The organism is Pseudomonas sp. Marseille-QA0892 (assembly GCF_054950135.1).
In genome coordinates, this window is sequence record NZ_CM143104.1 from 3,918,330 (window position 1) to 3,938,433 (window position 20,104).

Here is a 20,104-nt window from a genome sequence, read left to right on the forward strand (position 1 = left end):
CCCACTACCCCGTAGGGTGGGTTAGTGACGCGTAACCCACCGAAGCGATCAGCACCGCAGCCAGAGAGCACACGTGTGGCACAGATCGCGCAGCAACGCGTGCCTTCATGGTCAAAGTAACGCGGGCGCACATTGTTCGTGGTAAACGGTGGAAGCCCTGCGGGATTCCACCCTACGACACTATCATCGAGCTAGCCCACAGCCGTGTTACGGCAGCTTCAGCCCTTCGCGGACTTGCTTGATTTCATCGGCCACCGCTTCGGCCTGATCGGCCGGCATGGCGAAGGTCATGGAATAGACAGCCGTGTCGCTGCGCGCCATGAGCAGGGACTGTCGCAGCACCGGCTTGCCCGCCTGACTGGCCGTGCAACTCACCTCTCTTGCAGGCAAATTACCAAGGTGCGTGTCCTGGGGCGGCTCACAAGCCGTCTGCAGACCCGACTGGGCGAAACCCAACTGCACGCCTTGGCGCATCTCCCGCAGCACCCGGTCCAGGGTTACTTCCTGCTGTGTCGGCAGGGGCAGGCGGGTCAGCTCGGCCACCACCGCCTGTTCGCCGTTGGGCTGTAGACGGAATGCACGCTGACGCTCGCCCTGCACGTTCGCTTCGAACGGCGAGTCCGGCGCAGGGACTTCTTCCTGCTGCCAGGTCTCGGGCCAATCGACATTGAGCGCCTCGGCATTGGCAGTGACGCTGATGGTTAACGCGATAAAAGCAAGGAGCTTTGCGCTAGCAGACATGAAGGTGCCGTTATGTGGGTAGAGGCGAAAGCGTGCCTGATCTGCCGTTATCGAAACAACGGCTGCTCCTGCATGAGACGCAGGTATTCGCAGACTGTTCAGCGCCGGAACAGCTCGCCCGGCGTTTCGCCGAATTGCTCTCGAAAAGCCGCGATGAAAGCGGACGTCGAATCGTAACCGAATGCCAGCGCAACATCGGTTACCCGCTCCCCCTGTTCGAGTGGAAGAAGCGCGCCCAACAGCCGCAAACGCTGCCGCCAGCCGCGGAAGGTCAGCCCCGTCTCGGCCCGGAACAGCCGACTCAGCGTTTTTTCCGACACGCCCAGCTGCACGCTCCAGGATTGCAGCGTCCGTGATGAATCCGGCTGTCGTTGCAGCGCCTGGCACAGGGTGTCCAACAGTGGGGACGTGGGCCATGGCAGCGAGTAGGCGACTTCATCCGCGGCCCTTAACTGGTCGAGCAATACGGCGACCAGTCGTCCATCAGCACCGGATTCATCGTAGGTTGGCGGAAGCTGGCTGAAACGCCGGATCAGCTCACGGGTCAGGGGGTCGATCTTGATGACCCGGGTGCGTGACGGTGCCCACCCTGTCACCGAGACGTCCAGGTAAAGGCTACGAATCTCGGCATTGGATGAGCTGAAGACTTCATGATCGACCCGCTCCGGCAACCAGATTCCGCGGTTGGGCAGCGCGACGAAACGCCCATCGTCCGTGCGCACTTCCAAAACCCCCTGGATGGCGTAGCTCAGTTGGACCCAGGCATGGTGATGCCGCGCGGTACCGGCGGGCTGGGCGAGGGACTCATTGCGCGCATAAACAGGCCGCGGCAATCGCCGGATCGAAGGAATCGGTCGCTGAAAGAGAGATTGTCCGTTTCGCGGCATCAGGCGGCCATCTGCCGTTAGCAGGAATAAGACCCGAAGGGTAGATTGCCTCGTTTTCCAACGCAAACATGGACACGCCATGGCTCGCCCACGCTTCCTTCCCGATAACTTCACCCTCGTTTTGCTGGGTACCGTCGCGATTGCCACCGTACTGCCCTGCAGCGGCCAGGCTGCCGAGATCTTCGCCTGGATAACGAATCTGGCCATCGCCCTGCTGTTCTTCATGCACGGCGCCAAGCTGTCCCGCGAAGCAATCATCGCAGGGGCGGGCCACTGGCGCCTGCACCTGGTGGTCTTCGCTTGCACCTTCCTCCTCTTCCCCCTGATTGGCGTCGCCCTCAAACCAGTGCTGGCGCCTGCGATCGGCATGGAGCTTTACCTGGGCATCCTGTACCTCTGTGCACTGCCGTCTACGGTGCAGTCCTCCATTGCCTTCGTCTCCCTGGCGCGCGGCAACGTGGCCGCTGCCATCTGCAGCGCCGCAGCGTCTAGCCTGTTCGGGATATTCCTGACGCCCGTCATCGTTGCGCTGACCATGGGCGTACAGGGCGACGGCGGCTCGACCCTCGACGCGATAGGCAAGATCACCCTGCAGCTGCTCGTGCCGTTCATCCTTGGCCAGATCGCCCGTCGCTGGATTGGCGCCTGGGTGTCGCGCAACAAGAACTGGCTCAAGTACGTTGACCAGACCTCCATCCTGCTGGTGGTCTACACCGCCTTCAGTGAAGCGGTGATCGGCGGCATCTGGTCTAAGGTTCCCTTGCTCGCGCTGGTCATACTGGCTGTTGTCTGTACCGTTCTGCTCGCTATCGTACTGGGCATTACCGCCGTTCTGGGCAAGAAGCTCGGCTTTAGCCTCGAGGACCGTATCACCATCCTGTTCTGCGGTTCGAAGAAGAGCCTCGCCACCGGCGTGCCCATGGCGCAGGTGCTGTTCGCCGGCGGTCCGCTTGGCATGATCATCCTGCCCCTCATGCTCTTCCACCAGATCCAGCTCATGGTGTGCGTGGTACTCGCGCAGCGCTATGCAAGGCGCCCCGAGGTGCCCGACACCCAAGCGACCTCGCCAGCCGCCTGATCACCGAGTCAGGACACATCGAACCCCACTGCAATGTAGGGGTTTTCCATCTTTCCGAACGCACGAAGCACACGGTTCCGCCGTTCCAGGCGGATCCCTGGGCGCGCGTCGAGCAGGCAGACTGACGCACGGGCTTGCCCCGCTGCTCCTTCACGGAATACTGTATGCGCATACAGCTATTCGAGCCACTGCCATGCCTGCCCCTCAGACGCCCATCCGCGGTCGTGGTACCGCGATCAATCCGCACAACCGCTTCGCGCCAACGCGCTCGGTAGCCGAGGATGATGGCTGGTACCAGGACGAAACGCCGGTCACCCGCGCGACTGAAGTCCGGCAGGAGACGGCCAAGACCATCATCGCGCGCAATCAGTCCCCGGACGTTGGCTTCGACCGATCGGTGAATCCGTACCGTGGGTGTGAACACGGCTGCGTCTATTGTTTTGCCCGCCCGAGCCATGCCTATTGGGACCTGTCGCCCGGCATCGACTTCGAGACCAGGCTGATCGCCAAGACCAATCTCGCCGACCGCCTCGAAGCCGAGCTGAGCAAACCCAACTACGTGCCGCAGCCTATCGCGCTCGGCATCAATACCGATGGCTATCAGCCCATCGAGCGCGAGTATCAGCTCACCCGCAAGGCGCTGGAGATATTGCTCCGCTATCGGCATCCGGTGAGCATCATCACCAAGGGCTCGCTCATTCTCCGCGACCTCGACCTGCTCGAACCGCTGGCCGAGCAGAACCTCGTCAGCGTGGCCTTCAGCCTGACCACGCTGGATGACGAACTCAAGCGCATCATGGAGCCCCGTGCCGCCTCACCCGGTGCAAGGCTGCGCGCCATGAAGACATTGCACGAGCATGGCGTGCCGGTACATGTGATGACGGCACCGATCATTCCGATGATCAACGACATGGAACTCGAAGCCATGCTGGAAGCTGCGCGCGATGCCGGCGCCCGAAGCGCCGGCTACGTCCTGCTTCGGCTACCGCATGAAATCGCCGATCTCTTCGAGGACTGGCTGCGCAATCACTTCCCGGACCGGGCCAACCACGTAATGAGCCTGATCCGACAATCCCGAGGCGGGAAGAACTACGACAGCCAATTCGGTACGCGCATGCGTGGCCAGGGCCAGTTCGCTGATCTGCTGGCCCAGCGCTTCAAGCTCGCCAAACGCCGCCTCGGCCTCGATGGTCGCGAATGGTCAGGGCTGGATTGCTCGCGCTTCGCACCGCCGGGCTCGCAGATGGGTCTGTTCTGACCAAATACGATGGCCGTGGCAGACGACGGCCCGTAGTTCCACCTTCAAAACTCCGCTACGGCCGGGCCGTGTTGGCCGTGCGGAGGGAATGCGTTGGCGAACGAGATCCCGATCCGAACGTACCGCGCGGACGCCGTCGAGATGTTCCGCAAGGACGGGCTCGGCCGGGTGTTCTTCGATGAGGAAGCGCTCGCGCGAGGAATGAAAGGGTACATCCTGTCTAAGTTCGAACCCCGCGACCCGGAGGCGATGCCCGACGGCGGGCGCCCCGATCTGAGGCGTTGGCCCAGACATCGGGATGAACCCTCGGCGCCTGGCATACTCCATTGCAACGAAACGCCCGACCGCTCAGGAGATTCCATGGCCACTGCTTCCGAACGTATTTCGCTGTTGATGATGGGCCCGCTGCAGCCAGCGCTGATCGAGCGCATCGAGCAGGACTACGATGTGCACCGCTATTGGGAGATGAGCGATGCGGATGCGTGGATTGCCGAACACGGCGAGCGCATCGAAGGTATCGTCACCAGCGGATCGTTTGGTGCGACAGAAGCGCTGATCAATCGGCTGCCGGAGCTAAAAGCCATCATCAGCTTTGGGGTCGGCTACGACAGCATTGACGTGGCAGCCGCTCATGCCCGCGGTGTGGTCGTGACCAACACGCCCGGCGTATTGGACGAATGCGTGGCCGATACGGCGTTTTCCATCCTGCTCGGACTGGGTCGTCGCATATGCGAGGCCGACCGCTTCGTACGCGCCGGCAAATGGCCAACGGATCGCTTCCCACTCAGCCACAGCCTGGCCGGCAAGACATGCGGCATCGTTGGGCTTGGCAACATCGGCCGCTCCATCGCCCGCCGCGCCGAAGCCTTCGGCATGAACATCGCGTACCACAACCGCCGCCCCCGTGAGGGTGTGCCGTATACCTACCACGAGACCCTGACCGGCCTGCTCGAGGCCGCGGACTACGCCATCGTGGTCGTACCGGGCGGCAGCGAGACGAATCACCTGATCGGCCAGACGGAGCTCGATGCACTTGGCCCGAAAGGCTATCTGGTCAACATTGCGCGTGGCTCGGTCGTCGACGAAGCGGCCTTGGTCAAGGCGCTGCAAACCGGAGCCATCGCAGGTGCCGCGCTGGACGTCTTCGCCGACGAGCCCAACGTGCCGTCAGCCCTCTTGGAACTCGACAATGTCGTGCTCACGCCGCACATCGGCAGCGGAACCCATGAGACCCGCCAGGCGATGGCGGATCTGGTCTACGACAACCTGCATGGCTTCTTCCGCCACGGGGTCCCTGTCACGCGCGTCCACTAGGCGCGCGGCATCCGTCGCCGGGCGGGAACAACCCCGCCCGGCACGCCCTCCGTCATGGATAACCCTGCGCTTTCCGCTGGAGGCTTCCCATGACCACGCCCGCCAAAGGTGTAATGCCCCGTTTCAACCGGCCCCGCGGCGATGGACCAGCAGCCGACCTCTCCACCCTGCTTCGGCAACACGCCGAGCCCTTGCCCGACATGGACAGCGACGCGTTCGGTGCACTGTTCGATCGATACGCCGATGCCAAGGTCGTGCTCATCGGCGAATCCAGCCATGGCACTGCCGAGTTCTATCGTGCGCGCGCAGCCATCACCCGGCGCTTGGTGGAACGCCACGGCTTCAACATCGTGGCTGCCGAAGCCGACTGGCCTGACGCCGCGCAGGTGGATCGCTGCGTACGTGATCTCGGGCCGTCCGCCTCGACCGACCAGGCATTTGCCCGATTCCCAACCTGGATGTGGCGCAATACCGAAGTCCAGGCCTTTGCTCACTGGCTCCGCAATCACAACCGTGCGCTGCCCCTCGAAGCTCGGGTGGAATTCCGCGGGCTGGATATCTACAGCCTGCGCAGTTCGATACGGGAAGTATTGCGCTATCTGGACGAAATCGATCCGGCGCTGGCGCGCGATGCGCGTGCTCGTTATGCCTGCCTCACGCCCTGGCAGGAGGACCCGGCGCTCTACGGCCATTTCGTCGAGCGCGGGTCTGAGCGTTCCTGCGAAGCAGGGGTCCTTGAACAGCTCAATACACTGCTGGAGAAGCGCCTGGAATGCTGTGTTGCGGATGATGAGCGCTTCTTCCAGGCCACCCAGAACGCGCGGGTGGTGCGGTCAGCAGAGCAGTATTACCGTGCCATGTATCGAGGCTCCGCTGCTTCCTGGAATCTTCGCGATCGGCATATGTTCGACACGCTGCAAGCGCTACTTGCCCAACGTGGGCCTGCGGCGAAAGCGGTGGTCTGGGCACACAATTCCCATATCGGCAACGCCGCCGCGACATCGATGGGCTGGGACGGCGAATTCAATATCGGCGAACTGTGCCGAACCGCCTATGGTGATGAAGCGGTCTTGATCGGCATGAGCACCGACCGAGGAGAAGTGACCGCGGCGGACGACTGGGACGGGAAGACCAGGACCAAGACAGTGTTGCCGTCACGTGCCGACAGCTGGGAACAGCAGTTTCTGGGGGCCGGCTTGCCCGCCTCACTCACCTGCTGGCGCGATCCGTCTCGCGCTGCACTGCGAGACGCATTGGCTGAGCCTCGTCTCGAACGCGCCATCGGTGTGATCTACCGCCCCCAAACCGAGCGCTATAGCCATTACTTCGAGGCGGTCCTGAGCGAGCAATTCGATGCGATGCTGTGGTTCGAAGAAACCCACGCACTCACTCCACTTCCTGCCCCCACCAGCAACAGCCGGGAAGGCGACACCTTTCCCTTCGGAGTTTGATGTGTCCGGGCGCGCCACCGACGCGCCCGGCTCCGACGGTCCTCAGTACCCGTGCCCCGTCGTGGACGGTGCCGTATTTCCACATACGCGTTTTACCAGCTTGCCGATCGTCAGCCCCTGTACGAGGATGGAGAACAGCACCACCAGATAGGTGAGGTTGAGGATCAAGTTGCGCTCGTCCCCGGCAGGCAGCGACAGCGCCAACGCCACGGAAATACCCCCACGCAAGCCACCCCAGGTCAGGATCGGCACCGTGCCCTTGGGCAACTCCGTCCGCCAGAAGCGCACCAGCAGCATCGGTGGCCCGACGGTAATGAATCGTACCGCGAGAATCAGTAGCGCCAGGCACAGGGCAATCTCGACGTAGAGCCAGCTGAATGGCAGCAGCACGAGTTCGAGGCCGATCAGTACGAACAATACGGCGTTCAGGATCTCATCGATCAGCTCCCAGAAGCTGTCGACGTTCTCACGTGTTTTCTCCGACATGCCGAACTCGCGCCCCTGGTTACCCATGATCAGCCCTGCCACCACCATGCTGATGGGGCCGGAGACGTGCAGGTAGGTTGCGAGCGTATAACCGCCGATCACCAGCGCCAGTGTGATCAATACCTCGACCTGGTACTGGTCGATGCTCTTCACCATTCGGTAGGCGATCCAGCCGATGAGCAGGCCGAACAGGATGCCACCCCCGGCCTCCTCCACGAACAGCCAAAGGGCTTCGCCCGCCGTCGGCACCTCCCCAGCCTGGACGACCGTGAGCAACACGCTGAAGACCACCACCGCAACGCCATCATTGAACAGAGACTCACCTACGATGGTGGTTTCCAGCGACTTGGGCGCACCGGCCGAGCGCATGATGCCGAGCACCGCGATGGGGTCGGTCGGTGAAATCAACGCACCGAAGATCAGGCAGTAGATAAGGTCAATGTTGAGCCCGAAGAAGCGGAACAGCCACCAGCTACCGAAGCCGATGAGAACGGTCGCGACCAGTACGCCACCGGTGGCGAGCAGCCCGATTGCCCAGCGGCGTTGGCGCAGATCCGACAGATTGATGTGCAGCGCGCCCGCGAACAGCAGGAATGACAGCATCCCGTCCATGAGCAGGTTCGAGAAATCGATTTGCGACACGATCGCTTCGATGCGTTGCTCCCAGCCTGGCAGCCCGAAGAGGGTCAGCACATGGAGGAGCACAGAACCGGCAAGCGCGATCGCCATGACTCCGATGGTGGGCGGTAGCCCGAGAAAGCGGTAGTTGACGTAAGCCAACACGGCCGTGAGCGTTATGAAGAGGGCGGCCAGTTCAAGCATGTGGGGTCCTGAATGATGTGTTTCTGGGTATTGAACAGCGGCAGCAAGCCAGGGGTTCCCGGCTTCTGATTCGAAGGTGATTGCCATCGGATTTCGCAGCGCCGCACGGCCCGGGGCCCCGGGATCGCCAGAGGCCGCAGCAGGCGGGCGTTTGCGCGCGCAAGCGAAACGGCGGAGCGGAACGCCCGCGTGGAACCACTCATCCGGTCGATGGCAAGCGGTCAATATTTTCGCAACTTTTCAGAAAAAGACCGAGTCTAGTCTCACGCTGTGCACAAGCTCGCAGAATGGCCACGTCATACAAGAATCAGAATTGGCCATCGCAGTCGCTGAGTTTCAAGGGATTGAATACTGAGGAGCAGGTCATGCTTTTCAACTCAGCTGTATTCATCGCGGGCTTTTTGCCGGCGGTGTTTCTCGGTTTTGTGCTACTCGCTGGCACCGGTCGCCAACGTCTCGCCGTTATCTGGCTCACCCTCGCCTCGCTGGTCTTCTACGGCTGGTGGAATCCCCTGTATGCCCCTCTGCTGGTCGGCAGCATGGTGTTCAACTTCCTCGTTGGCGGTTACCTGCGCCTGCACCCTTCTCGATACGTGCTCAGCCTCGGCATCCTCGCCAATGTCGCCCTGCTCGTTTACTACAAGTACACCGGTTTTCTGCTCGCGACGGTCGACAGTGCGCTCGGAACGGGATGGACCGTAGGCGACATCCTTCTGCCGCTCGCCATCTCGTTCTTCACCTTCCAGCAGATCGCTTATCTCGTGGACGCCCACGACGGTTCGGTCGATGAGCATGATTTCTTCAACTACTGCCTGTTTATCACCTTCTTCCCGCAGCTGATCGCCGGCCCCATCACCCACCACCGTGAGATGCTTCGCCAGTTTCGCGACCCGGACACCTTCCGCCCGCGTGTCGACCAGATTGCCCTGGGGCTGACGGTCTTCCTGCTGGGCCTGTTCAAGAAAGTGGTGATCGCCGACCCGCTCGGCGCGACAGCCTCGCCGGTTTTTGCGGCCGCCGCAGACGGCACCGCGCCCGCCTTCTCCGACGCCTGGACTGGCGCGCTCACCTATACCCTCCAGATCTATTTCGATTTCTCGGGCTATAGCGAAATGGCGATTGGCCTCGGCCTGATGTTCGGCGTGCGCCTGCCGGTCAACTTCGACAGTCCCTTCAAGGCGCACAACCTCATCGACTACTGGTCGCGCTGGCACATGACGCTGACGCGATTCCTGACCGCCTACATTTACAACCCTGTCGTGATGCGTGTGACACGCGCCCGCCTCGCCGCTGGAAAGCCGCTGCCAAAGCGCGGAAAGATGAGCGCCGGAACCTTCTTCGCACTCGTGGCCTATCCCACCATGCTGACCATGTTCATTTCCGGCGTCTGGCACGGTGCAGGATGGCAGTTCGTGGTCTTCGGCCTGCTGCATGGCTTTTACCTCGTCATCGCGCATGGATGGCGGGCCTGGAAGGCACGCCGCGGCTGGAAGCTCGACAGCGACCGGCTGATCCATCACGTCCCGGCCGTTGGCCTGACCTTCATGTCCGTCGTGGTTGCCATGGTGTTCTTTCGCGCTGACAGCGTGACGGCCGCGCTGGCCGTGCTGCAAGGCATGCTCGGCTTGAGCGAACTCACCAGCCGCCCGGACAAATGGGTGCTGCTTGGCATCGCCATCCTGCTCGGCTTCTGCTGGCTGGCACCGAACATCCAGCAGTGGATGCGCGGCATGCAGACCGCACTGGACGCACGCCCCCGCGACAACCTCTTGCTGCGCTGGGTACCGGTGGCTGGCTTCAGTGCCTCACCGCTCATTGGCCTCGCCGTCGGCGCCATGGGGTTCTTCGCGCTGGCAATCGCGTTCTCGGTGGCCCCGACGGAGTTTCTCTACTTCCAGTTCTGACCGATCACAGGGAGGTGAACATGGAACAGCTGCTCTGGCTGCCCGCGCATGAAGACCTTGGTGCCGCACTGAGCGCAGCCAAGCGCGAGACCGACCCCATGCAGCGGCTCGGCGAGGCCATCCGCCTGGCGGGTTACCGTCGTGATTTCACCCAGACCGCACGCATCGACCGCCTCGCGGCAGAAGCGCTGTCCGACATGGCGGCGCCAGGGCTCACGCCTCTACGTGTTGCCCTGCTCTCTTCACACACGGTCGACCATCTATTGCCCGCCATTCGAGTAGCAGGGCTTCATCGGCGGCTTGCACTATCGCTGCACGTGGCGCCCTACGGCCTGTACCGCCAAGTGCTGCTGGCAGAAGAGCCGGCGCTGTCGGCTTTCGCACCGCAGGTCGTCATGCTTGCGCTGGACGCACGTGACGCACCGCTGCAGTTGCCGTTGCACGCCTCTCAAGACGAGGTGGATGCCGCCATCGAAGCGCGAATCGAAGAACTGCGTCTATTGTGGCGCCGCGCGCGGGAGCGTTTCGCAGCGCAGGTGATCCAGCAGACGCTGGTTCCGGTCGACCCCTTATTGTTCGGTTCCTTCGAAGCACACGTGCCGGCCGCACCCCTTGCCGTGATCGAGCGGCTGAACCGTGCGATTCGCGAGGCCGCCCGTGCCGATGGCGTCCTGCTGATGGATCTTGCCTGGCAGGCCGCTGGGGGCGCCTACGGTAATGGCCTGGGTGACCCGGTGCGCTGGCACCAGGCCAAGCAGCTGGTAGGTCCGGAGCGTTCGCCGCTATACGGTGACCACCTGGCGCGTATACTCGCCGCCAGTGTGGGCCTGTCCCGCAAATGCCTGGTGCTCGATCTGGACAATACGCTGTGGGGCGGCGTTATCGGCGATGACGGGCTCGAAGGCATCGCGCTCGGCCAGGGCAGCCCAACCGGCGAGGCCTTTCTCGCGTTCCAGCGTTACGCCGCGCTGCTCGCTCAACGTGGCGTCATCATGGCGGTATGCAGCAAGAACAATCTGGACGTTGCCGAAGCCGCCTTTGCCCACCCGGAAATGGCCCTCAAGCGCGACGACATCGCGGCATTCATTGCCAACTGGGACGACAAGGCCGGCAATCTTCGGCGCATCGCAAAAGCGCTCAACATTGCGCTTGATAGCCTGGTCTTCGTCGACGACAACCCGGCCGAGCGCGACATTGTTCGCCGCGAGCTGCCGGAAGTGGCCGTACCCGAACTGCCCGACGATGTCGCCGAGTATCCCGCGCGAGTCGCCGCTGCCGGTTATTTCGAAGCGGTAGCATTCACGGCTGACGACACTGCTCGTGCGCAGAGTTATGCACAGAATGCCGCGCGTCAGGCGGAGCAGACCCGGGCGACCGACATGGACAGCTACCTGCGCGGTCTGCAGATGGTCGTGACCGCGAGCCCGATCGGCCCAAGCCAGCTGCCCCGCGCGACGCAGCTCATCAACAAGACCAACCAGTTCAACCTCACCACCCGGCGCTACAGCGAGCCGGATGTTCAGCGGTTCTCCGAGGAACCACGGCACATCGCCCTCGCCATTCGCCTTGCCGACAAATTCGGCGACAACGGCCTGATCAGTGTCGTGCTCGCACAGCCCTCTCCCGCCCTGGCGGCCGACGAGCTGCTCATCGACAGCTGGCTCATGAGCTGCCGGGTGCTGGGTCGCCGGGCCGAACACGCCGTGTTGAACGTGCTGGCCGACGCCGCGGCGGAAGCAGGCTACGGCGCATTGATTGGTGAGTATCGCCCCACACCGCGAAACGGCATGGTTGCCGAACACTACCCTGCGCTCGGCTTCGTTACGCATCCGGCGCCATCCGGCGCCGAGCCCGACGCGACCTTCTGGCGCTATCCCCTCACCCAGCGGCAAGCCGCCGCCCATCACATCGAGGTAATAAGGACATGACCGAAGCCCAGGTACTCGAGGCCCTCACCCCTGTCTTCCATGATGTCTTCGATGACGAAAGCATCGTACTGACACCCGAGACCACCGCCGACCAGATCGAAGGCTGGGACAGCCAGACTCATGTCCTGTTGATCGTTGCCGCCGAGCAGCGCTTCGGCATCAAGTTCAGGACGTCAGAGCTCGAATCGCTGAAGAACGTCGGCCACTTCGCCAACCTGATCCGGGAAAAACAGCCGAAGGTGAACTGACATGGACCGTCAAGCCGCAACGCCACGCGTCGCCGGGCGCGCCTATTTGCTGAGCCTGTTGCTCGGTATCGCCGGCGCGGTCAGTCTGTTCGCCCTCACGCTCACCTTCCTGGGGCACACCGGCAACCTGCCGCCACCCGCGTTCAGCAACAGCCTGTGCGTGGACGAGAAACTCAAATACCTGCGGGACCGGGGCCCGGCGGGCGATCCCAATCTGCTCGTCATTGGCTCGTCGGTTGCCTGGCGCCATGTGGATACAGGGCGCTTACGCGAGCAACTGCCTGACATACAACCGCTCAACGGTGCCTTCTGTGGCTTGAGTGCGCATCAGTCCACCTACGTCGCGGACTGGCTGATCGACCGTGAGCCCAGCATTCGCGATGTCGTGATGGTCGTCGATCCGCAGGACTTTACCGCTTGCAGCGCCAAGCCGGCAGCGGTGTTCGATCGGGAGGACGCGGACGACTACGTGTACGAGGGCGCGGTCCAGTGGCGGTACTACCTGCGCTATTTCGAACCGCGCTCGCTCGTGCGCAACGCCATCCGTGTGAAACACCAGCGTACTGATGAGCACAACTGGGATCCGCTGATCTTTACGGAGTATGGCGATGGCCCGCTCAACCCCGAAGGCGATCGCGGCCTGCACTATGCCGCTGCCAACCCGCTGGATGACGCGTGTTTCGGTGCCCTGGAAGCATTCGCCCGGGCGCAGCACGCGGAGGGCCGGAAGCTGCTGTTGGTATCCACGCCGCTGCACCCTGAGTGGAAACGCCGCTACGACCCAGCCGGGGATCTCCTCAGCCGTTTCGACCAGCGCCTGACCGCCGCACTACAGGGCACGAGTGGGCGTTACTGGAATGCCGACAGGGGCTGGACGGTGCCGGAGGATGCGTTCGTCGATGCCATTCACATGCGCTGGCCTGCGGCGCAGCAGTTCAGCGATGCCCTTGCGAGCAACCTGGGGGTAAGCGCACCTGCGCTACGTCCTGTGGGCAATGTTGCCGACGTGGCTCGCCTCACACCCTGACGGCGCCGAGCGAGGCGTCAACCGACGCTTCGCTCGTCCAGGCTTGCCAGGTAACTGCCTATCGGAGGGCGGGCACGGAAGTAGTCGTGCAGGCCGTCGAAGATCGCCCCTGCCACGACCTGCTGATGGCGTGCGGTCCGTAGTTTGCGGCAGTCCCTGGCGTTCGACATGAAGCCCGTCTCCACGAGGATCGAAGGGATGTCGGGGGATTTGAGGACCGCGAATCCGGCCTGCTCGACACGCTTCTGGTGCAAGTTGGTCACGCCCGACAACTTGCCGAGCACGTTCTTGCCCAGGTCCAGGCTGGAGGCGATGGTCGCATTCATGGACATGTCGAGGAGCACGTTGGCGAGCGCCTTGTCCTTGCCCTTGAGGATTTCCTCCGCGCCGATCAGGTCGACTTCATTTTCACGATTCGCCAGCCAGCGTGCCGTGGTCGACGTGGCGCCGCCTTCGGAGAGGGCGAAGACCGAGGCGCCTGAAGCCGCACGACGCGGGGCCGCATCGGCATGCACCGAGACGAACATGTCCGCATTGTATTGCCGGGCGAAATCCACACGCTTGCGCAGCGGCACGAAGAAGTCTTCATTGCGCACCAGCCGCGCCTTGAATCCCGGCTGACGGTTGATGCGCTTGGCCAGCTGCTGGGCGATGAGCAGCGCAACGTCCTTTTCGCGGTGCCCTTGCGGGCTCACGGCGCCCGGGTCGCGCCCGCCGTGGCCGGCGTCGACCACGACGATGATGTCGCGCCCCTTGCCCTGGGCTTTCGCCGCAGGCTTCGTTTCCTGCTGAACGATCGCCGCCGCTGGTGTATCGACAAGCTGACCCGCACCGGGATGCAGGTCGAAGACCAGCCGATGCCCGACCTGGTCCGCCGGGGCAAGGGCGAAACTGCTGAGCGTGGCGGGCTTGTTCAGCTCCAGCACGATGCGTGTACCACCCGCACGGGGCCCACTGCGAATGGCGCGGACCATCGTGCCATCGAGAGAAAGCCGATCCAGCGCGGTCGCAAGCTCTGCGTTCGTCAGGTCGATGACGATCCGGTCAGGCGACTGGAGGGAGAAGGTGTTGTAGGCGGTCGGTCCGGTGGTATCGAAGACCAGACGAAACTTTTCGGCGTCCTGCCAGACGCGGGCGTCACTGACGCGACGGGGTGCTGCAAAGACGTAAGGAACGGCAGGTAGGGCGATACCCGCGAGAATGGACTGAATAAGACGGCGGCGAATCATTGAAACCCTCGACACGCTTGAAACAAACCGCAACAAAATAACATTTCGAAGCTGTCAAAACGGTAAACGGGGGTTGCCCGTATTGCCCGGCGGGTGGCATTCCAAAGCGTTTCGGCCACGCTCGCGAGGGTCGCTACATGTGGCCGAATGCGTGACGATCAATCCAGGTCGGCGGCCGAATGGCGCTCCGGTGCCTGCTCGTCGTCCGCGCCCCAGGTCCGGTTGACCTTGCGCCCCCGAATCACGGCCGGACGCTCGGCGATTTCGGCTGCCCAACGCTGAACATGGGTGTATTCCTTCACGGACAGAAACTCTGCCGCTTCGTAAAGCCCGCCGCGCACCAGCACGCCATACCACGGCCAGATGGCCATGTCCGCGATGGTGTATTCCTCGCCGGCTACATAACGGTGCGTCGCCAGCTGGCGGTCAAGAACATCGAGCTGACGCTTGGCTTCCATTGCATAGCGGTTGATCGGGTACTCGAGCTTCTCCGGTGCATAGGCGTAGAAGTGGCCGAAACCGCCACCCACGAACGGCGCCGAACCCATCTGCCAGAACAGCCAGTTGAGCGTTTCGGTCCGGGCCGGGCCACTCTTCGGCAGAAACGCATCGAATTTCTCGGCGAGATGAACCAGGATCGAACCTGATTCGAACACGCGCACTGGCTCTGGACCACTGCGGTCGACGAGCGCCGGAATCTTCGAATTGGGATTGATATCGACGAAGCCGCTGGAGAACTGGTCGCCCTCACCGATGCGGATCAGCCAGGCATCGTATTCCGCGCCCGCATGGCCAAGCGCGAGTAGCTCTTCCAGCATGATGGTGACCTTCACGCCATTGGGCGTCGCCAGCGAGTACAGCTGGAAAGGATGTTCGCCGACCGGCAATTCCTTTTCATGGGTCGGCCCGGCAATAGGCCGATTGATACTGGCGAACGTGCCACCCGACGGCGCCGCCGGCTCCCAGACTTTCGGTGGTACATAGGCGGTTGTGTCATTCATGGCGATCTCCAGGCAGAAGGTGCTCAAGCACAGGTGGATGAGGCGCAATCACACGATACGACCATGTATCGAACCCCTGTATCCGCAAAGCCTGCCCTTCACGCCCCAGCGATACAACCGCCGCGTGTGCATTTGTACTATGCACAAGAACGATGGGAACGCCTCAACCGTGCAAGCCCAATTCGCGCAGCACCCGCGCGGACAGGTACAAGCCGACGCCGAACACCGCATGATTGGCCAAGCTGCGCAGAACGTTCGCTGTGGGTACACCGCGCCGACGCCCGGCCAGTCCCGCGCCCATGGCGGGCTGAACGATGATCAGCGGTGCCACCACGGTGAGCACGCCGACAAGCAATGCGGGGCCAGGCGTTGGCTCGGCGAGCCAGTGCCTGCCGGCGAACGTCAGCAACAGCCCGGCGAACGCAATACCAACGCCGTAATGGAGTGCCCAGCCAAGGGCGCGCTCTCCGCGAATGGGCGTCGCCTCGTTAATCGCATCATGGACGAACGTCCCGCTCGCGCAGTGACCGGCCCAGCGCCCAAGCAGCGCGAAGTCCATTACCGGCACCCCACGCCACCTCAACATCACCAGCCACGCATCCATCACCAATGTGCCGCCGATCCCCAGCCCGAATACCGCCGTTATCGCATTCATCATCTGCATAGCGTTGCCTCGCTCATTGACGAAAAGGTCGAGACACAGGAGGCTAAAGGCTCAAGTTAACTTGAGCGCAAGCACGGACATGGATATCGCCGACGTCAGCAAGCGCGCAGGCCTGCCAGCCTCCGCGCTACGGTTCTATGAAGAAAAGGGACTGATTCGTTCAAATGGCCGCAAGGGCGAACGCCGTCAGTTCAGACCCGGCGTACTGGACCGGTTGGCCCTCATCGCGCTTGGTCAAACGGCGGGCTTCACGCTCGACCAGATCCGCACCATGCTCGGGGAAGACGGGACGCCCGAACTCGACCGCAATCGCCTTCTGGAAAAGGCGGACGAAGTCGACGCCACCATCAAACGGCTACGGGCCGTCAGCAAGGGCTTGCGCCACGCCGCGGCCTGCCCAGCGCCCCGACATGCCGAATGCCCAACGTTTCAGACGCTCATGCGCAACGCCCTGCCCACAGCCGCGGCACCCCGCCCTAAAGGCGCAAAGCCGCGCTCCCCTTCATCAACAAATGGTCCGCGCCCGTGAACAAACGCGACGAAGCTCGAATGGAGCGTGCACTCGCCCGCTACCTGACCCAGGCCTGTGAGGCCGCCGAAGCTGAGCTGGTCGGCTTCAGCTGGCTGACGCACGAGGTCGACTATGCGCGTTTTCCACAGAGTCTTCAGGTCACCTGGATCTTCGAAACGGAGGCACAGAAGGATGCGATGCGGGGCGAGGACGTCGAGCGAATCCAGGCGCTGACCGGCGACGCGCTCCAGCAAGCAGGTGTCGACATGATGCCGCTGAAGGCTCCGGTGCATCTGGACAGTGAAGAAGCGTGCCGGCAAATCGACGGCGGCGATTGGTCCCGCCGCCTCGCTCGCCGGCTGGCAACGAGGCACTGAACATGGCAAAGGACATCGAGAACCCCTGCATATCGGTCTGCCAGCTCAGCGGTGACCTGTGTGTCAGTTGCGGGCGCACAAAGGAAGACATCCGCAAGTGGAAGCGCATGAAGCGCCCCGAAAAAATGGCTGCAGCCCAGCGCGCGGCGCAGCGCCTAAGAGCACTTCAGAAGAAAAAATCCTAAGCGTCCGCACGCCCTGAAGGCCCGTCGAAGGAACGGCCCAGACGACAGAAGAAAGTTACCGCACGCCTCTGCGCTGCGTGCCTAGCGGGCACCAGTATCCTCCTAGGCCCCCCGCGCGAAAGACTGCGCTAGAGCCGTCCGTGGAACACCCCACGAAACAAATCGCAATAGAGCGCCTTCCATCGCGAACTGCGACGGCTTGAGCATGTTCTATTGAGAGCATCGGCCGACGTCATCGCCATTCAGTACGTGTCGGCGCATTCGAGGCAACTCCGTGAAACCAGTCTACCCAGCGTGCGTTCGGGTCGGGCGGAATGCGTTCGCTTGAGAAGCATGGGTGGCCTGTCGGGGTGCGAGCGCACTTTATGAAGGCCCTCCAAATAGACCCACAGCGTAACGCCATCTGCCACGTCGGTAGCGACCGGAGTGATTCGAAGTTTTTCACTATTGATGGACTACATAAGAGAGGCACCTAATGGACCCTTCATCCACCCGGTCAGGATTGCGGACCTTCACCGTCGTTGTAGCGGCGCTGTTCGCGCTCGTTCTGCTGGTAGGCGGCGTATGGCTGGCCGCACTCGGCGGCTCGTACTACTACGCGATTACCGGCATCGTTCTGCTTGTCGTGGCGGTAATGCTCCGACAGCGATCATCCGGCGCGCTTTGGCTCTACGCCGCTCTAATGCTCGGCACCCTGATCTGGGGCCTATGGGAATCCGGTACGGACTTCTGGGCGCTTGTTCCACGGCTGGATATCCTTGGCTTGCTTGGGATCTGGTTGCTGATCCCGGCCGTCACCCGCGGCATTGGCGAGGGCTTGAAGGCGAGCAAGTCGGTCCTTTCCGTGACGCTTGCGCTGGCCATCGCCGTGCTTGTGTACTCCATCTTCAATGACCCGCAGGAAATCGAAGGCAGCCTGGCGTCGACACAACCCGAGCAGGCCCAGCCGATTCCGGGCGTGGACCCGGCAGACTGGCCGGCCTATGGCCGCACCCAGAATGGCACCCGCTACTCCCCGCTTGCGCAGATCAACGAAAATAACGTAAAGGACCTGGAAGTTGCGTGGACTTTCCGCAGCGGCCAGTTCAAGCGCGAGCAGGATTCGGGCGAAACGACCAATGAACTGACGCCGATCAAAATCGGCGACAACATGTATATCTGCACCACCCACCACACCCTCGTCGCGCTGAACCCGGCGACCGGTGAGGAGAAGTGGCGGTTCGATCCGGACCTGGATTCGCGTCCCTCTTATCAGCACCTGACCTGCCGCGGCGTGACCTATTACGATCAGGCCAACACCGAGGAATTCGCGGCCAGCTTCGCGAACCAGTCGGCGCCGGTAGAGACCAGCTGCCCCCGGAAAGTGTTCCTGCCCACGGGTGACGCACGCCTGTTCGCTATCAATGCGGACACGGGTGAGCGCTGCGCGGACTTCGCCGAGAATGGCGAGCTCGATCTCAAGAAGATGCAGCCCTACGCCTATCCGGGCGGCCTGCAGCCCACCTCGCCCCCTGTCGTTTCCGGTACCACGCTGATCATTGGCGGGTCGGTGACCGACAACTATTCGGTGCACGAGCCGTCGGGCGCCATCCGTGGCTACGACGTAAACACCGGCGAGCTGCGCTGGATCTTCGATACCGGCGCGGAAGACCCGAACGCCATTCCGGACGGTGGTGAAAAGCTCGTCAACAACTCCCCCAACGCCTGGGCACCGCTGGCCTATGACGCCCAAGCCGATGTGGTGTTCGTACCCACTGGTGTCGCCACACCTGATATCTGGGGTGGCCACCGCACCGAGAATATGGAGCGTTACGCGAGTGCCGTGCTGGCATTGAACGGCTCGACGGGCAAGCTGCTGTGGAGCTACCAGACCACCCGCCATGACCTTTGGGACATGGACGTGCCCTCGCAGCCGACCCTTGCCGACGTGCAAACCGAGTCGGGTGAAACGGTGCCGGCCGTCTATGTGCCGACCAAGGCCGGCAACCTGTTCGTACTTGACCGCCGCGATGGTCGTCCCATCGTGCCAATCAGCGAAATCAAGGTGCCGCAGGGTGCCGCCGAAGGTGACTGGGTCGCGGAAACGCAACCCCGCTCCGCACTGAACCTCACCTCGATCCAGACCTTGAGCGACAAGAACATGTGGGGCGCCACGATGTTCGATCAGATGGTCTGCCGCGTGATCTTCAAGCAGCTGCGTTACGAAGGCCAGTACACGCCGCCGTCCGAGCAGGGGACGATCGTCTTCCCGGGTAACCTTGGCGTCTTTGAGTGGGGCGGTATTTCGGTCAACCCGGATCGGCAGATCGCGGTGATGAACCCCATGGCCCTGCCATTCACCTCGAAGCTCATTCCACGCGGCCCGGGCAACCCCATGTGGCCGGAGAGCGATGAACGTGGCGGCACGGGTACCGAGTCTGGTGTCCAGCCGCAATATGGCGTGCCTTTCGGCGTGGAGCTGAACCCGTTCCTGTCGCCGTTCGGCCTGCCGTGCAAGGAGCCCGCGTGGGGCTATATCACAGGGGTCGACATGAAGACCCACGAAGTGGTGTGGCGCAAGCGCATCGGCACCATCCGTGACAGCCTGCCACCGATGCAGCTGCCACCGCTGAAGATCGGCGTCCCAATGCTGGGCGGTCCGATCTCCACGGCAGGTAACGTCATGTTCATCGCCGGCACCCAGGATAACTACCTGCGTGCGTTCAACGTCACCAACGGCGAGAAGCTGTGGGAAGCCCGCCTCCCGGCCGGCGGCCAGGCCACGCCGATGACGTATGAAGCCAACGGCAAGCAGTACGTCGTGATCATGGCTGGCGGCCACGGATCGTTCGGCACGAAGATGGGTGATTACCTGGTTGCCTACGCGTTGCCGGACAAGGCTGAATAAGCCTTAGCCGTACGAAAGAAGCCCGGGCCCGCCCGGGCTTCTTTCTTTGGGCTGCCTGCCTTTGCCACGGCGGCAGCCATGCGGGTCATGCGCGCAATAAACATGT

The 20,104-nt window shown here is 62.7% G+C and carries 18 protein-coding genes; 12 read left to right on the plus strand and 6 right to left on the minus strand.

Features of this window, described 5'->3' with window-relative positions; genetic code table 11:
• Positions 1 to 207 precede the first annotated feature (207 nt).
• Positions 208 to 741, minus strand: a complete 534-nt coding sequence (locus ACY8D3_RS18200; RefSeq protein ID WP_462380217.1) for a DUF4946 domain-containing protein — start codon at positions 739 to 741, stop codon at positions 208 to 210.
• 98 nt (positions 742 to 839) lie between these two features.
• Entirely contained in the window at positions 840 to 1,631 is a 792-nt protein-coding gene (locus tag ACY8D3_RS18205; protein ID WP_462384435.1) for an AraC family transcriptional regulator, read from the minus strand.
• Positions 1,632 to 1,707: 76 nt separating this feature from the next.
• On the opposite strand from ACY8D3_RS18205, the gene ACY8D3_RS18210 reads away from it, so the two are divergent.
• The 4 genes from ACY8D3_RS18210 (at position 1,708) to ACY8D3_RS18225 (ending at position 6,729) form a co-directional block, all read left to right on the plus strand.
• Positions 1,708 to 2,706 carry a bile acid:sodium symporter family protein gene (locus ACY8D3_RS18210; protein WP_462380218.1) on the plus strand — a complete coding sequence of 333 codons (999 nt, stop codon included), beginning with the start codon at positions 1,708 to 1,710 and terminating at the stop codon, positions 2,704 to 2,706.
• 193 nt (positions 2,707 to 2,899) lie between these two features.
• Entirely contained in the window at positions 2,900 to 3,964 is a 1,065-nt protein-coding gene (locus ACY8D3_RS18215) for a PA0069 family radical SAM protein (RefSeq protein ID WP_462380219.1), read from the plus strand.
• A 360-nt stretch (positions 3,965 to 4,324) separates the two neighbouring features.
• Positions 4,325 to 5,278, plus strand: coding sequence for a 2-hydroxyacid dehydrogenase (locus ACY8D3_RS18220; RefSeq protein WP_462380221.1), 954 nt, complete (start codon positions 4,325 to 4,327; stop codon positions 5,276 to 5,278).
• A gap of 89 nt (positions 5,279 to 5,367) precedes the next feature.
• Positions 5,368 to 6,729 (plus strand): erythromycin esterase family protein, encoded by a 1,362-nt coding sequence (locus ACY8D3_RS18225; RefSeq protein ID WP_462380223.1) that lies wholly within the window; start codon positions 5,368 to 5,370, stop codon positions 6,727 to 6,729.
• 42 nt (positions 6,730 to 6,771) lie between these two features.
• Here ACY8D3_RS18225 and ACY8D3_RS18230 read toward each other — a convergent pair whose 3' ends face one another.
• Positions 6,772 to 8,037: a cation:proton antiporter gene (locus tag ACY8D3_RS18230; RefSeq protein WP_462380225.1), complete on the minus strand. Its 1,266-nt coding sequence runs from the start codon at positions 8,035 to 8,037 to the stop codon at positions 6,772 to 6,774.
• A gap of 365 nt (positions 8,038 to 8,402) precedes the next feature.
• Here ACY8D3_RS18230 and ACY8D3_RS18235 point away from each other — a divergent pair, with 365 nt between their 5' ends.
• From ACY8D3_RS18235 to ACY8D3_RS18250, 4 genes are read left to right on the plus strand one after another with little or no spacing between them, the layout of a single operon-like run.
• Positions 8,403 to 9,941, plus strand: coding sequence for an MBOAT family O-acyltransferase (locus ACY8D3_RS18235; RefSeq protein ID WP_462380227.1), 1,539 nt, complete (start codon positions 8,403 to 8,405; stop codon positions 9,939 to 9,941).
• Between the two features lie 20 nt (positions 9,942 to 9,961).
• Positions 9,962 to 11,869 (plus strand): HAD-IIIC family phosphatase, encoded by a 1,908-nt coding sequence (locus ACY8D3_RS18240; RefSeq protein ID WP_462380229.1) that lies wholly within the window; start codon positions 9,962 to 9,964, stop codon positions 11,867 to 11,869.
• Entirely contained in the window at positions 11,866 to 12,117 is a 252-nt protein-coding gene (locus ACY8D3_RS18245; RefSeq protein WP_462380230.1) for an acyl carrier protein, read from the plus strand. Before ACY8D3_RS18240 ends, ACY8D3_RS18245 begins: the two co-directional genes overlap by 4 nt.
• Before the next feature lies 1 nt (position 12,118).
• Positions 12,119 to 13,144 carry a hypothetical protein gene (locus ACY8D3_RS18250; RefSeq protein WP_462380231.1) on the plus strand — a complete coding sequence of 342 codons (1,026 nt, stop codon included), beginning with the start codon at positions 12,119 to 12,121 and terminating at the stop codon, positions 13,142 to 13,144.
• 17 nt (positions 13,145 to 13,161) lie between these two features.
• Here the strand turns inward: ACY8D3_RS18250 and ACY8D3_RS18255 are convergent, their stop codons facing one another.
• The 3 genes from ACY8D3_RS18255 to ACY8D3_RS18265 form a co-directional block, all read right to left on the minus strand.
• On the minus strand, positions 13,162 to 14,373 hold the full coding sequence (locus tag ACY8D3_RS18255) for an N-acetylmuramoyl-L-alanine amidase (RefSeq protein WP_462380232.1): 1,212 nt from the start codon (positions 14,371 to 14,373) through the stop codon (positions 13,162 to 13,164).
• Positions 14,374 to 14,531: 158 nt separating this feature from the next.
• Positions 14,532 to 15,374: a glutathione-dependent disulfide-bond oxidoreductase gene (gene yghU / locus ACY8D3_RS18260; protein ID WP_462380234.1), complete on the minus strand. Its 843-nt coding sequence runs from the start codon at positions 15,372 to 15,374 to the stop codon at positions 14,532 to 14,534.
• A 163-nt stretch (positions 15,375 to 15,537) separates the two neighbouring features.
• Entirely contained in the window at positions 15,538 to 16,038 is a 501-nt protein-coding gene (locus ACY8D3_RS18265) for a DUF2938 family protein (RefSeq protein WP_462380236.1), read from the minus strand.
• Between the two features lie 79 nt (positions 16,039 to 16,117).
• Between ACY8D3_RS18265 and ACY8D3_RS18270 the strand changes: the two genes are divergently transcribed.
• The 4 genes from ACY8D3_RS18270 to ACY8D3_RS18285 all read left to right on the plus strand — a co-directional run bounded on the left by ACY8D3_RS18270 (position 16,118) and on the right by ACY8D3_RS18285 (position 19,998).
• Positions 16,118 to 16,567: a helix-turn-helix domain-containing protein gene (locus ACY8D3_RS18270; protein ID WP_462380238.1), complete on the plus strand. Its 450-nt coding sequence runs from the start codon at positions 16,118 to 16,120 to the stop codon at positions 16,565 to 16,567.
• A 20-nt stretch (positions 16,568 to 16,587) separates the two neighbouring features.
• Entirely contained in the window at positions 16,588 to 16,926 is a 339-nt protein-coding gene (locus ACY8D3_RS18275) for a hypothetical protein (RefSeq protein WP_462380240.1), read from the plus strand.
• 2 nt (positions 16,927 to 16,928) lie between these two features.
• Positions 16,929 to 17,111: a DUF1289 domain-containing protein gene (locus tag ACY8D3_RS18280; protein ID WP_462380241.1), complete on the plus strand. Its 183-nt coding sequence runs from the start codon at positions 16,929 to 16,931 to the stop codon at positions 17,109 to 17,111.
• Between the two features lie 475 nt (positions 17,112 to 17,586).
• Positions 17,587 to 19,998: a glucose/quinate/shikimate family membrane-bound PQQ-dependent dehydrogenase gene (locus tag ACY8D3_RS18285; protein WP_462380242.1), complete on the plus strand. Its 2,412-nt coding sequence runs from the start codon at positions 17,587 to 17,589 to the stop codon at positions 19,996 to 19,998.
• Positions 19,999 to 20,104: the final 106 nt, after the last annotated feature.